We start from the raw sequence: 12,611 nt of genomic DNA, 5'->3' as shown, positions 1-12,611 counted from the left end.
TCGACCAATAAAAAAACCTGAAATTATTTCAGGCTTTAAATATATTATGTAGAGGCAGCGGCTTCAGTTGCTTTGTGGATGACTAATTGTGGAAACGGAATTTCGATTCCTTCTTTGTCAAAGGTTATTTTGATTCTTTTACGCAATTCACCGGTGATGTCCCATTTTTTATCCGGTAAAGATTCTCCTAAAATTTTAATGACAATGGATGAATCAGCAAATTCATCAATGCGAAGAAACTGCGGCGCTTGGATAATGTAATCCTTCCATTGCGGGTCATTGGTCAGGTCGTTACCAATTTGGTTTATTACCGTAATTACTTTTTCGATGTCACTGCTGTATCCCACACCAATATTGATGTTGATTCTGGAAAATTCATTAGAAAGATTAGAAACCTTTTTGATTTCTCCATGAGGAATATGATGTACTGTTCCGTCAATATCTCTTAAGGTAGTTTTGCGTAGGCTAATTTGTTCGACTTTGCCGCTGGCTAAATCTAAATTGACAACATCACCTACACGGTATTGGTTTTCTAAAATGATAAAAAGTCCCGAAATAATATCGCGTATCAGGTATTGACCACCAAAACCAAAAGCTAAACCTACGATTCCCGCTGCGGCAAGAATAGGGCCAATTTCTATTCCGAATTCTTCCAGAACCATCAGGGAAGAAATACATAAAATGGCAATTTTTGATGAGGTGGAGAAAATTTGAATAAGTGTATTTTCTCTTTTTTCTTCGGCTTCTTTTGAAGAATATTTGTCTGGCCTAACGGCTATACGGACAGCTTTTTCAATAAAACGATGCAGTATTTTATTTAGAAAAAATGAAACACCTAGGATAAAGGTAATTTTGATACCGCTGGTTAAAAGCCAGGGAATAATGAGTTCGCTGTATTCACTAAGGTATTTGTTGGTGAGTTCTTGCCAATTAATTGTTGTTAAATTCATAGTTTGTTGTTTGTATTAATGTAAAAAGTCCAAAAACCGAATGGCCTTTGGACTTAAATTTTTTGTTGTTTTTTGAGATAATTAAATGTCATCAAAATCAATATCAGTGAAACTTGAGATTTCAGGAACTGCGTCTTCGGTAGTTACTCTTTCAGTTGCATATTCTTTTTTGAAATCTTTTTGATGTCTCTCTGAAATTACTTCTTCGCCTTTGTGGTTCAAAACGTATGAAGTCATTTCTCCTAGGATTTCTGTAAAAGCAGTAAAATCTTCTTTGTACAAATATATTTTATGTTTTTTAAAGTGGTACGAACCGTCTTCTTCAGTGAATTTTTTACTTTCTGTAATGGTAATATAGTAATCATCAGCTTTTGTAGCTCTCACATCGAAGAAATAAGTTCTTCTTCCTGCACGTAAAACTTTAGAAAAGATTTCTTCTTTTTCTAACATGTCATTTTCTCTCATAATCCGTTCTATACAATAATATGGTTGTTAATTGAAACCAAAAATGATAAAAATATATGTATTAAGCAAGATTTATAGTAATTCTTTTTCAGAAAGTTGTTTTAAATATAAAGAAGAATAATAGCCTTCTTGATTTATTAACTGGTTATGAGAACCTTGTTGAATTATTTTTCCGTCTTCAAGAATAATGATTTTATCAGCGTTCTTAGCCGATGATACTCGATGGCTTACAATGATGGTTGTTTTGTCTTTACAAATGGCATTTAGGTTGTTTAAAATTGCCTCTTCGGTCTCTGTGTCAACCGCTGATAAACAGTCGTCAAATAATAAAATAGGAGGGTTTTTGATAATGGCTCTCGCTATCGAAACACGTTGTTTTTGACCTCCCGAAAGGGTAATTCCTCTTTCTCCCAGTATGGTTTCATATTGTTTGTTGAATCCCATGATATTGTCGTGAACTACTGCTTTTTTTGCGGCAGCCATAACTTCTTCTATTTTTGCATCTTCTTTCCCAAATTTAATATTGTTTTTAATACTATCAGAAAATAAGAAAGCGTCCTGAGGTACAATTCCGATGCTATTTCGTAAATCAAATAAGTTCAAGTGGCTAATTTCTTGGTTGTCAATTTTAATAACGCCTTGGTTCACATCATACATTCTGGAAATCAAAGATAAAATAGTCGATTTTCCAGAACCTGTTTTCCCTAAAATGGCCAGTGTTTCTCCTTTATTGACCGTGAACGAAATCCCTCTAAGTGCTGTGATATTAGTATCTTCGTAAGTGTAGCTTACGTTTTCAAAAGCAATTGCACCTTCAATAATTGATTTTTCAGGATTGTTGTTTTTGATTTCAGGTTTTATTTTTAAAAATTCGTTCAGTCGTTTTTGAGAAGCTTCGGCTTCTTGAACCATGGAGGAAACCCAACCTAAAGAGGCAACAGGCCAAGTTAACATATTGACATACAAAATAAACTCGGCAATGGTCCCAATGCTTTTGATGGTTCCGTGAATGTACATTAGACCACCAAAATAAATCACCACCAAGTTACTGATTCCAATAAGTGCCAGCATTAACGGACCAAATAAAGATTGTACTTTGGCTAAATCCAAACTTTTACTTTTGCTTTCTAAAGCTAAGGCTACCATATTGTTTTGGTGTTGATTTTCTAGCGAATAGGCTTTGATAACTCGAACTCCAGAAAATATTTCTTGCGTAAAACTTGAAACCTTAGATAAATATTGTTGGAAGGTAGTACTGCGTTTGTTGATTTCAGTACTCAGTTTAAAGATGGCATACGATAATAAAGGTAATGGTAAAAGTGTATACAAAGTAAGTAAAGGCGATACTCTGTACATGAACAAAATTACAATAGCAAAACGAATAAAAGTATTGATGGTGTACATTACTGCAGGGCCAACATACATTCTTACTTTAGAGACGTCTTCGCTAATACGGTTCATTAAATCTCCAGTACGGTTTTTTTTGTAGAAATTTTGTGATAGGTTTTCGTATTGTCTAAAAACTTCATTTTTTAAGTCAAATTCTACGTGACGTGACATTACAATCAAGGTTTGACGCATTAAAAACGTTAGAAATCCCGCAATGATGGTGGTGGCAATAATTAAAAGAATATTGTTGATTAATTCTCCTCGAATGACTGCATTAGAAATACCCTCGTTTTTAGCAAATGTTTCGATTGAAGCAAAAGATTTGCTAATTAATTTGGGTGTAAATAACATGAATATTTGAGCAACAATGGTAAAAATGATGCCCAGAATAAAACGGTATTTGTATTTGATGAAGTATTTGTTAAGATAGAGTAATTCTTTCATTTCTAGGGTAAACTATTTTATAGAAATACAAAGATAAGGAATAATTACTATCAGATTTTGGGCTTTAGCGTTCCTTTAGGAAAGATTAGTTGAAATTAGGAGGAAGTATATTAATTGTTATGAATTCCTTTTTTGCCCATTTAAATTTTATTTTGAAAAAGGAAATCCTTATTTTTGCACACTAATTTTATAAAAAGTTCTTACAAGGTGGTAAATAGACGACACATTCGCGTTAAAGTTATGCAAACCATTTATGCGATGCATCAAAACGGCTCTGATAACATGGAAAAGGAAGAGAAATTTCTTTTTCACAGTATCGACAACATTCAAGATTTATACCTTACAATGATTTCTTCCTTGCTGGAAATTTGTAAAAAAGAAACTCAATTTTTGCATTTGTCTAGTCAGAAACATTTAGCTACTGCTGCTGAACGTAATCCTAACGAAAAATTTATCAAAAACAGTATTTTCGAAATTTTAGCCGAAAATAATTCTTTAAGTATTGCTTTAGAAACCAGAAAAATTGATGCTTGGCATTTGCACGAAGATTATATAGCATTGTTATTAGCGGCTATAAAAGAGAGTTCATTTTATCAAAAATACATGAGCAATCCAGAGCGTTCTTTTGAAGAAGATCGTCAATTAATTGTGGATTTGTTTACGGAAGTAATTGTTCCAAATGAGAAATTATATGAATTTTTAGAAGACGATAAGTTGACTTGGATTGATGATATTCCGATGGTGAATACACAAATCATCAAGCAATTGAAAGCCATGAAGCCTATTGAAAATGATAATTTCAAAGTGCCAAAATTGTATAAGGATAATGAAGACAAGGACTTTGTTAAAGATTTGTTCCGCAAAACAGTTTTGAACGAAGCTGAGTTAGCCAAAGAGTTTGTAGATAAAACACCTAATTGGGATAGCGATCGTATTGCTGAGGTAGATACTATTATTTTGAAAATGGCTATTTGCGAATTTTTAAAATTTCCATCTATTCCTGTAAAAGTAACTTTGAACGAATATTTAGAATTAGCTAAAGAATACTCAACTCCTAAGAGTAGTATTTTTATCAACGGAATTTTAGATAATTTGGTTAAAGATTTGGAAACAAGTAAGAAAATGATAAAAGCCGGTCGCGGTTTAATGTAATATACTAATTAATAAAAAAAGAATTAAAAATTATGGGTCAATTAAGTCAGTTTGCGCCGTTTATTTTAATGTTTGTGGTTATCTATTTCTTCATGATTAGACCACAACAAAAAAGAGCAAAACAGGAAAAAGAATTTGAAAGCAGCTTAAAAGTAGGTGATAAAATAATTACTAAAAGTGGTCTTCACGGTAGAGTGGCTGAATTAGCCGAAACAACTGTAGTTATTGAAACTATGGCAGGAAAATTAAAAATGGAGCGTACTGCAATTTCTATGGAAATGAGTGCTTCATTAGCTAAAAAATAAGACTTAGTTTAATCTTATAAAAAAAAACAGCTGTTTCAAGTAATTTGAAACAGCTGTTTTTTTATTGCAAAACAAATAAGTAAGCTTTTTTATGTGTTATTTCTTCTTTTTTGTTTTAGGTTTTTCTAAGCCAAATTCAGGTAAAGCGGTCAATTCAGCAATTTTTACAATTACTTCTACTGCTTTTTGCATGCTTTCTACAGGTACATATTCGTATTTACCATGAAAGTTGTGTCCACCAGCAAATATGTTTGGACAAGGTAATCCCATATACGATAATTGAGAACCATCCGTTCCGCCACGAATAGGTTTTATAATTGGTTTGATCTTTAAATCTCGCATGGCCTTTTCAGCAATATCAACAATGTGTTTTACAGGAAGTACTTTTTCCTTCATGTTGTAATATTGGTCTTTGATAACGGCAATAGCAATATCTTGACCAAATTGCTTTGCAAATTTCTTATTGATTTTTTGAACTATTTTCTCAATGGTCTGTTTGCGTTTTTCAAATTTTCTCTTGTTGTGGTCTCTAATAATTAATTCTACTACAGTTTCTTCGATGCTTCCATTAAAATGGTGTACGTGGAAAAAACCTTCGTAGCGATTCGTTTTTTCAGGAACTTCGTCCGAAGGTAATTGGCTGATAAAATCATTGGCAATTAGCATCGAATTAATCATTTTTCCTTTGGCGTAACCCGGATGAACGCTTTTTCCTTTGAAAGTAATTTTGGCTCCAGCCGCATTAAAATTTTCGTATTCTAATTCGCCCACTTGGCTTCCGTCCATGGTGTAGGCCCATTCAGCTCCAAATTCTTCCACATTAAAATGATGAGCTCCACGACCTATTTCCTCATCAGGAGTAAACGCAACTCTTATTTTTCCGTGCGGAATTTCTGGATGATGCAGTAAATATTCCATAGCCGTGATGATCTCGGTAATTCCAGCTTTATCATCGGCTCCTAAAAGTGTTGTTCCGTCAGTGGTAATTAAGGTTTGTCCTTTGTATTGCAATAAGTCTTTGAAATAACTAGGCGATAAAACAATATTTTCTTCTTCGTTTAAAACAATATCTTCTCCGTCGTAATTAACTACCACATGCGGACGGACATGAGCTCCTGAGAAATCCGGTGAGGTGTCAAAATGAGAAATAAATCCTATGGTAGGTACTTCGTGTTCTACGTTGCTGGGTAGGGTAGCCATGATATACGCCTTATCGTCGATAGTTACTTCTTGCATGCCCACTCTTTTTAAATCTTCGACTAATTTATGAGCCAAATCCCATTGTTTTATGGTACTAGGAGTTGTTTCGGAGTTAGGGTCTGATTCAGTGTCAATCGTTACATAGCTGATAAAGCGATTAATAATATCTTGCATAAACTGGTATTTTTTTAATGGATTGCAAAGATAGGATTTAATTAGGCTCAAGTCCAGCCCAGCGCGTTTTATTGCATGTTTTCTAGGATTTTTATTATTTTATCCAGTTTTTCTATTTCAATTGAATTGAGTTTTGCCGCTAAAGCTTCTATCTCTAATTTGGCTTCTTTGTTGGTTTGATAATCGTCTTGTGCTTGGATACGGTCTCTTTCATTTTGACGGTTTTGAGCCATCATAATAATGGGTGCTGCATAAGCTGCTTGGGTTGAAAATAAAAGGTTTAGTAAAATAAAAGGATAAGGATCCCAATGTTCAAAATAAGCAACGAGATTCAATCCCATCCAGATGAGTACAAATATGGTTTGGATAATAATAAAACGCCAGGAACCCATTCCTTTGGCTACCGCATCGGCAACTCGGCTTCCAAATGCCAGACTATCATAATGTCTTTGATGCCAGTTTTTATTGATGTTCATTTGCATTGATTTTTTATTTAAAAGTACAGAAAGTTTTGTTTGAAAATACATTCCGAATTGTAGGAGATAGTTAATTTTAATTTAAAAAGAAGTTGAGGATAACATCTCTAAAAAATACAGTCAATTGTTTCTTATTCGCTTAGATAATTCTATTTTTGCACCACAAATTAAAAACCTATGTATAAACAGCTTATCCGACCGCTATTTTTTTGTTTTGATCCAGAAAAAATACATCATTTTACGTTTTCGTTAGTTCGTATTACTTCTAAAATTCCAGGTTTCTCTTCCATTTACAAATCACTCTACTTGGTAAATGACAAAAGATTAGAAACGGAAGTTTTTGGATTAAAATTTAAAAATCCAGTAGGACTAGCAGCTGGTTTTGATAAAGATGCCAAATTATACAAGGAATTGTCCAATTTTGGTTTTGGTTTCATCGAAATTGGAACTTTAACACCAAAAGCTCAGGATGGAAATCCTAAAAAACGTTTATTTCGTCTTAGAGAAGATTCAGCAATTATTAATCGAATGGGATTTAATAATGGAGGAGTAATGGAAGCGGTGAAGCGATTGAAATCTAATCCAGGAGTTTTGATAGGAGGAAATATTGGTAAAAATAAAGTAACTCCAAACGAAGAAGCAACTTCGGATTACGAAATTTGTTTTGATGCTTTATACGATTATGTAGATTATTTTGTGGTGAATGTAAGTTCGCCTAATACGCCTAATTTACGTGCTTTGCAAGATAAAGAACCATTGACACAATTGTTACAGACTTTGCAGAATAAAAATATGGCTAAGCCAAAACAAAAACCAATTTTGTTAAAAATAGCTCCTGATTTGACTGACGAGCAATTGTTAGACATTATTGATATTGTAAAAGAGACCCAAATTGCAGGAGTGATTGCTACTAACACTACTATTTCTCGAGAAGGTTTGCAATCGGAAAATAAAACTGAAATGGGCGGTTTATCAGGAAAACCTTTAACCAAACGTTCAACAGAAGTAATTCGTTTTCTATCTCAAAAAAGTAATAAAGCTTTCCCTATTATTGGAGTAGGAGGGATTCATACTGCCGATGATGCCATCGAAAAATTAGAAGCTGGAGCAAGTTTGGTGCAATTATATACTGGTTTTATATACGAAGGTCCAGCCTTGGTAAAAGCTATTAATCAAAAGATTTTAAGTCGATTATAGCGTTATAATTTCGCAGAGTTTCACAAAGAAATACGAAGATTTGCTAGGTTTTTGTTTAAAAGTGCATGCAGATTAAATTTTCTTTGTATATCTCTGTGGTTTCTTTGTGAATCTTTGTGGAACAAAAGATCTTTTTTTGTTGGTTCTAAATTTTGCCACTTTACTAGTTTTAGTATCTTTGAAAGCTATGGAACCAATAAAAATTATAGAATGTCCCCGCGATGCCATGCAAGGTATCAAAAGCTTTATTCCTACCGAGAAGAAAGTGGCGTACATTCAATCTTTATTGCGAGTAGGTTTTGATACCATTGATTTTGGTAGTTTTGTTTCGCCAAGAGCTGTTCCGCAAATGCAAGATACTGCAGCTGTTTTGGAACAGTTGGATTTGTCAGAAACCACTAGTAAACTTTTGGCAATTATTGCCAATACTAAGGGAGCCGAAATGGCATCTGAATTTGAATCCATCCAGTATTTAGGATTTCCTTTTTCTATTTCCGAAAATTTCCAAATGCGTAATACACATAAAACCATTGCAGAGTCTATTGTGAGCATGCAAGAAATTCTGGAAATTGCTTATAAGAAAAATAAAGAGGTTGTGGCTTATTTGTCTATGGGTTTTGGAAATCCGTACGGAGATCCTTGGAATGTAGATATTGTGGGCGAGTGGACTGAAAAGTTAGCGGCTATGGGAGTGAAAATTTTGTCGCTTTCGGATACCATTGGAAGTTCTACTCCAGAAGTTATCCAGTATTTGTTTTCTAATTTAATTCCAAAATATCCGCAAATTGAGTTTGGAGCACATTTGCACACTACTTACGATAAATGGTTTGAGAAAATAGAAGCGGCACACCAAGCGGGATGCCGTAGGTATGACGGCGCTATTCAGGGATTTGGAGGTTGTCCTATGGCAAAAGATGAATTAACCGGAAATATGCCCACCGAAAAATTACTTTCGTATTTTACGGCCAATAAAGAGAATTTAAATTTGAATCCACTGAGTTTTGAAAGTGCTTATAATGAGGCTTCCAAGGTGTTCAATACTTTTTATTAATTCACATTAATTATACGAATGCATTTAAAATAACGTTGGTATTAGCTGGAGGAATTTATTAAACAAAATGAAAAATTATTTTTTACACCATATATGCTGCATTGTACTTCTTATTACGTGTAGTTTTTCATGTACGAGTGATTTAGATTTTAATCAAGTTAATGATTTAAAATTAGAACCTGTAGTTGTGGGGAATTTTAGTCATTTTGATATTCCTGCTACAGCTTTTGTGGCAAGTGATGGTTCTGAATACGATTTAGCTTTTGATGATGAGGAATTTGATGTTTTTAGAGATAAGTATTTTAATAGTTATTTGCAAAAAGCTGATTTCTATTTTGAAATAAACAATACTATTAATCGAGCATATTCATTTTCTATTGTCTTATTAGATGCTAATGATACTGCATTGGAAACCATTCAATTTAATATTCCTGCTTATTCAGGAAGTACTAATATCATTACTCAGACTGAAATTTTTGAAAATGCAAGATTGGATTTATTGAAAAGATCTAGAAAAATAGGATTTATACTTGCAATGGATCCTGGTCCAGCTTTGGATAAAAATAGTACAGGAAGCATAGTGTTACGTTCAAGTGCAACAGCTTATTTGACCATACAATGAGAAAGTTCTTTTTAGTCTTAAGTTTTTTGTTAGCATTAGATGCTGTTTCTCAAAACAAGCAAATTTTATATAATTTCACTTCCGTTCCTCAGTCATTGATGACAAATCCTGGTGCCGATTTTAAATACAAATACTATTTTGGAGTTCCGTTCCTTTCAGGAATGTCATTTAAGGTAGCTTCTAGCGGATTTTCTACTTATGATTTGTTTGCTAATAACGGTGTCGATTTCAATCAGAAATTACGAAATGTGATTTATTCTACTTCTCGAAATGACCATGGAGCTATTAATGAACAAATAGAAATTTTGAATGGAGGAATTAAACTAGGGGATTGGCTAGAAAACAAAGGTTATCTTTCATTTGGTTTGTATCAGGAATTTGATTTTTGGAGTTATGTGCCTAAGGATTTAGCTGTTTTGACTTTGGATGGAAACCAAAATTATATTGGTAAATCCTTCAATTTGTCTGATTTAAGTGTAAAAGCCGAAATGCTTTCCGTTTTGCATGTAGGTTATCATAAAAATGTTACTGATAATTTCATTGTTGGAGCTAGAGGGAAAATTTATTTTAGCGGTTTCAATGCAACGAGTACGCATAATTCAGGTTCTATAACTACAAGACCATCAGATACAACTATGTATGAGCAAATTATTGATTCCGATTTAACGTTAAATACTTCTGGAATTTCAAAATACATAGCCGAGGATTACAATGGCGATGTGGCTACCGATGTTAGAAAACAACTTTTATTAGGCAGCGATTTAGGTTTGGGATTCGATTTGGGTTTTACGTATTATCCCAAAAAAAACACCCAAATTACAGCTAGTATTCTCGATGTTGGTTTTGTAAAACATGCTAAAGATGTGGAAAATTTCACCTATAAAGGCTATTATAAATACGAAGGCATTAATCCTAGCTTTTCTGATTTTAACGATCCAGGAAGTGTGTATAGTGACTTTCAAGATGCGGTTAAACGCGATACATTGTATAATAAATACACCACTTGGCGCCCTGTAAAACTTAATGCTTCCTATCAATATTCGTATGGAATTGCAAACGATGAGGATTGTGTATGTATTGCAGGCGAAAAAAAGTATAAGAATGCTGTAGGAGCACAATTTTTTATGATGAGTACACCAAGAGTGCCTATCACAGCTTTAACCGGTTTTTATCAAAGAAATTTTTCGGATAGATTACAACTTAAAGCAACTTATACTTTAGATTCTTATTCGTACACTAACATCGGATTGGGACTATCCACCACTTTAGGTAAATTCAATATGTATTTCATGGCCGATAATCTATTGGAATACCGAGATGTGTCTAAAGCCAATAGTCTTTCGTTACAATTTGGCTTTAATTTTATTTTTGCTGATAGTAATGAACCTCCGTATTGATGTTTTTATCAGAAGCTAATCCAGCTATTCATTACAAGCACGCTATTAAAAATCCTATTTTTCTTGTTTTTAAAATAGCTTCCTTTGGTCGCTTTTTAAAAATAGAAAAATTTAGGTTTTTAATTTACGTGGCTTTTCATTACTATCTGGGCTATTGCGTGACTCTGTTAGCAATGAAGCGATTTGACTCAAAACCCAAATGTTAAATTAATTAGATTTAGGATTTAATAATTCGAAATAATTTGCTATATTTGCACGCAATTCAACTAGAAATTGCAACATGATAGCACACAACTCCAAGATTATCGGCGAAGGTTTAACTTACGATGATGTATTATTAGTTCCTAACTACTCGCAGGTGCTTCCTCGCGAAGTGAGTATCAAAACAAAATTCTCAAGAAACATAACACTTAACGTTCCTATTGTATCTGCCGCTATGGATACCGTAACCGAAAGTTCTATGGCAATTGCTATGGCACAAGAAGGAGGAATTGGTGTTTTACATAAAAACATGACTATTGAGCAGCAAGCTGCTAAAGTACGTAAAGTAAAACGTGCAGAATCAGGTATGATTATCGATCCAGTTACTTTACCATTGAATGCTACAGTTGCTGACGCTAAAGCAGCAATGAAAGAATTTGGTATTGGTGGAATTCCAGTAGTAGATGAAAATCAAAAATTGAAAGGAATTGTTACCAATCGTGATTTGCGTTTCGAAAAAAACAGTACCCGACCAATTATTGAGGTTATGACTAGCGAAAACTTAGTTACTGTTGCTGAAGGAACTTCTTTAGAACAAGCTGAAGTCGTTTTGCAAGGACACAAAATTGAAAAACTTCCTGTAATTGACAAAGACAATAAATTAGTAGGTTTGATTACTTTTAGAGATATCACTAAATTGAATCAAAAACCAAATGCTAACAAAGATAAATACGGACGTTTGCGTGTAGCTGCTGCATTAGGAGTTACTGCTGATGCTGTTGAAAGAGCTACAGCTTTAGTAAACGCAGGTGTTGATGCTGTAATTATTGATACGGCTCACGGACATACTAAAGGTGTGGTTGATGTTTTAAAATTAGTTAAAGCACAGTTCCCTGATTTAGATGTAATTGTTGGTAATATTGCTACGCCAGAAGCAGCTCAGTATTTAGTTCAAAACGGAGCCGATGGAGTAAAAGTTGGTATTGGACCAGGTTCTATTTGTACTACTCGTATCGTTGCAGGTGTTGGTTTTCCACAGTTTTCTGCGGTATTAGAAGTTGCTGCAGCTATTAAAGGTTCAGGTGTTCCTGTAATTGCTGATGGAGGAATTCGTTATACAGGAGATATTCCTAAAGCTATTGCTGCTGGTGCTGATTGTGTGATGTTAGGTTCATTATTAGCGGGTACTAAAGAATCTCCTGGAGAAACGATTATTTTTGAAGGAAGAAAATTCAAATCGTATAGAGGAATGGGGTCTGTTGAGGCGATGCAAACAGGTTCTAAAGACCGTTATTTCCAAGATGTAGAAGACGATGTGAAGAAGTTAGTTCCGGAAGGAATTGTAGGTCGTGTGCCTTATAAAGGAGAATTAAACGAAAGTATGTTACAGTTCGTTGGTGGACTTCGTGCTGGAATGGGATACTGTGGTGCTAAAGATATTGCTACTTTGCAAGAAACAGGACGTTTTGTACGTTTGACTTCAAGTGGAATTTCTGAAAGCCATCCTCATAATGTTACGATTACTAAAGAAGCTCCAAATTATTCTAGATAATTTAAAGCTTAATTCATAGAAAAAGGCTGTTTAAAG

The 12,611-nt window shown here is 33.9% G+C and carries 12 protein-coding genes; 7 read left to right on the top strand and 5 right to left on the bottom strand.

The window, feature by feature from the left end:
- Positions 1–44 precede the first annotated feature (44 nt).
- The 3 genes from AC4FRF_RS13120 to AC4FRF_RS13110 form a co-directional block, all read right to left on the bottom strand.
- On the bottom strand, positions 45–950 hold the full coding sequence (locus AC4FRF_RS13120; protein WP_491160008.1) for a mechanosensitive ion channel family protein: 906 nt from the start codon (positions 948–950) through the stop codon (positions 45–47).
- 81 nt (positions 951–1,031) lie between these two features.
- Positions 1,032–1,415: a PUR family DNA/RNA-binding protein gene (locus tag AC4FRF_RS13115; protein WP_491160007.1), complete on the bottom strand. Its 384-nt coding sequence runs from the start codon at positions 1,413–1,415 to the stop codon at positions 1,032–1,034.
- 72 nt (positions 1,416–1,487) lie between these two features.
- On the bottom strand, positions 1,488–3,248 hold the full coding sequence (locus tag AC4FRF_RS13110) for an ABC transporter ATP-binding protein (RefSeq protein ID WP_491160006.1): 1,761 nt from the start codon (positions 3,246–3,248) through the stop codon (positions 1,488–1,490).
- A gap of 240 nt (positions 3,249–3,488) precedes the next feature.
- Between AC4FRF_RS13110 and nusB the strand changes: the two genes are divergently transcribed.
- Both nusB and yajC read left to right on the top strand, forming a co-directional pair.
- Complete coding sequence (gene nusB, locus AC4FRF_RS13105; RefSeq protein ID WP_491160005.1) at positions 3,489–4,400, top strand: transcription antitermination factor NusB; 912 nt, start codon at positions 3,489–3,491, stop codon at positions 4,398–4,400.
- A gap of 32 nt (positions 4,401–4,432) precedes the next feature.
- Complete coding sequence (yajC, locus tag AC4FRF_RS13100) at positions 4,433–4,705, top strand: preprotein translocase subunit YajC (RefSeq protein ID WP_491160004.1); 273 nt, start codon at positions 4,433–4,435, stop codon at positions 4,703–4,705.
- A gap of 96 nt (positions 4,706–4,801) precedes the next feature.
- Here the strand turns inward: yajC and pepT are convergent, their stop codons facing one another.
- Together pepT and AC4FRF_RS13090 are read right to left on the bottom strand one after the other, a co-directional pair.
- A complete protein-coding gene (pepT, locus tag AC4FRF_RS13095; protein WP_491160003.1) occupies positions 4,802–6,079 on the bottom strand; it encodes a peptidase T in 1,278 nt (425 codons plus the stop codon).
- A 68-nt stretch (positions 6,080–6,147) separates the two neighbouring features.
- On the bottom strand, positions 6,148–6,555 hold the full coding sequence (locus AC4FRF_RS13090) for a DUF1003 domain-containing protein (RefSeq protein ID WP_491160002.1): 408 nt from the start codon (positions 6,553–6,555) through the stop codon (positions 6,148–6,150).
- Positions 6,556–6,732: 177 nt separating this feature from the next.
- Here AC4FRF_RS13090 and AC4FRF_RS13085 point away from each other — a divergent pair, with 177 nt between their 5' ends.
- The 5 genes from AC4FRF_RS13085 to guaB all read left to right on the top strand — a co-directional run bounded on the left by AC4FRF_RS13085 (position 6,733) and on the right by guaB (position 12,575).
- Positions 6,733–7,752, top strand: a complete 1,020-nt coding sequence (locus AC4FRF_RS13085; protein WP_491160001.1) for a quinone-dependent dihydroorotate dehydrogenase — start codon at positions 6,733–6,735, stop codon at positions 7,750–7,752.
- Between the two features lie 187 nt (positions 7,753–7,939).
- A complete protein-coding gene (locus tag AC4FRF_RS13080; RefSeq protein WP_491160000.1) occupies positions 7,940–8,803 on the top strand; it encodes a hydroxymethylglutaryl-CoA lyase in 864 nt (287 codons plus the stop codon).
- Positions 8,804–8,870: 67 nt separating this feature from the next.
- Entirely contained in the window at positions 8,871–9,425 is a 555-nt protein-coding gene (locus tag AC4FRF_RS13075) for a hypothetical protein (protein WP_491159999.1), read from the top strand.
- Positions 9,422–10,822 carry a DUF5723 family protein gene (locus AC4FRF_RS13070; protein ID WP_491159998.1) on the top strand — a complete coding sequence of 467 codons (1,401 nt, stop codon included), beginning with the start codon at positions 9,422–9,424 and terminating at the stop codon, positions 10,820–10,822. The genes AC4FRF_RS13075 and AC4FRF_RS13070 overlap by 4 nt, the downstream gene beginning before the upstream one ends.
- A 280-nt stretch (positions 10,823–11,102) precedes the next feature.
- Positions 11,103–12,575 carry an IMP dehydrogenase gene (gene guaB, locus AC4FRF_RS13065; protein WP_491159997.1) on the top strand — a complete coding sequence of 491 codons (1,473 nt, stop codon included), beginning with the start codon at positions 11,103–11,105 and terminating at the stop codon, positions 12,573–12,575.
- Positions 12,576–12,611 lie beyond the last annotated feature (36 nt).

The organism is Flavobacterium sp. ST-158, from assembly GCF_058309975.1.
The sequence above is the reverse complement of the archived record's forward strand: the minus strand, read 5'-3'. Positions and strand labels throughout refer to the sequence as shown.

What these genes read in the sequence shown, in the direction of transcription:
- AC4FRF_RS13110 (WP_491160006.1), bottom strand. Translation starts at nt 3,248, where the DNA reads ATGAAAGAATTACTCTATCTTAACAAATACTTCATCAAATACAAATAC.
- AC4FRF_RS13075 (WP_491159999.1), top strand. Translation starts at nt 8,871, where the DNA reads ATGAAAAATTATTTTTTACACCATATATGCTGCATTGTACTTCTTATT.
- AC4FRF_RS13070 (WP_491159998.1), top strand. Translation starts at nt 9,422, where the DNA reads ATGAGAAAGTTCTTTTTAGTCTTAAGTTTTTTGTTAGCATTAGATGCT.
- nusB (WP_491160005.1), top strand. Translation starts at nt 3,489, where the DNA reads ATGCAAACCATTTATGCGATGCATCAAAACGGCTCTGATAACATGGAA.
- AC4FRF_RS13085 (WP_491160001.1), top strand. Translation starts at nt 6,733, where the DNA reads ATGTATAAACAGCTTATCCGACCGCTATTTTTTTGTTTTGATCCAGAA.
- pepT (WP_491160003.1), bottom strand. Translation starts at nt 6,079, where the DNA reads ATGCAAGATATTATTAATCGCTTTATCAGCTATGTAACGATTGACACT.
- yajC (WP_491160004.1), top strand. Translation starts at nt 4,433, where the DNA reads ATGGGTCAATTAAGTCAGTTTGCGCCGTTTATTTTAATGTTTGTGGTT.
- AC4FRF_RS13080 (WP_491160000.1), top strand. Translation starts at nt 7,940, where the DNA reads ATGGAACCAATAAAAATTATAGAATGTCCCCGCGATGCCATGCAAGGT.
- guaB (WP_491159997.1), top strand. Translation starts at nt 11,103, where the DNA reads ATGATAGCACACAACTCCAAGATTATCGGCGAAGGTTTAACTTACGAT.
- AC4FRF_RS13120 (WP_491160008.1), bottom strand. Translation starts at nt 950, where the DNA reads ATGAATTTAACAACAATTAATTGGCAAGAACTCACCAACAAATACCTT.
- AC4FRF_RS13115 (WP_491160007.1), bottom strand. Translation starts at nt 1,415, where the DNA reads ATGAGAGAAAATGACATGTTAGAAAAAGAAGAAATCTTTTCTAAAGTT.
- AC4FRF_RS13090 (WP_491160002.1), bottom strand. Translation starts at nt 6,555, where the DNA reads ATGAACATCAATAAAAACTGGCATCAAAGACATTATGATAGTCTGGCA.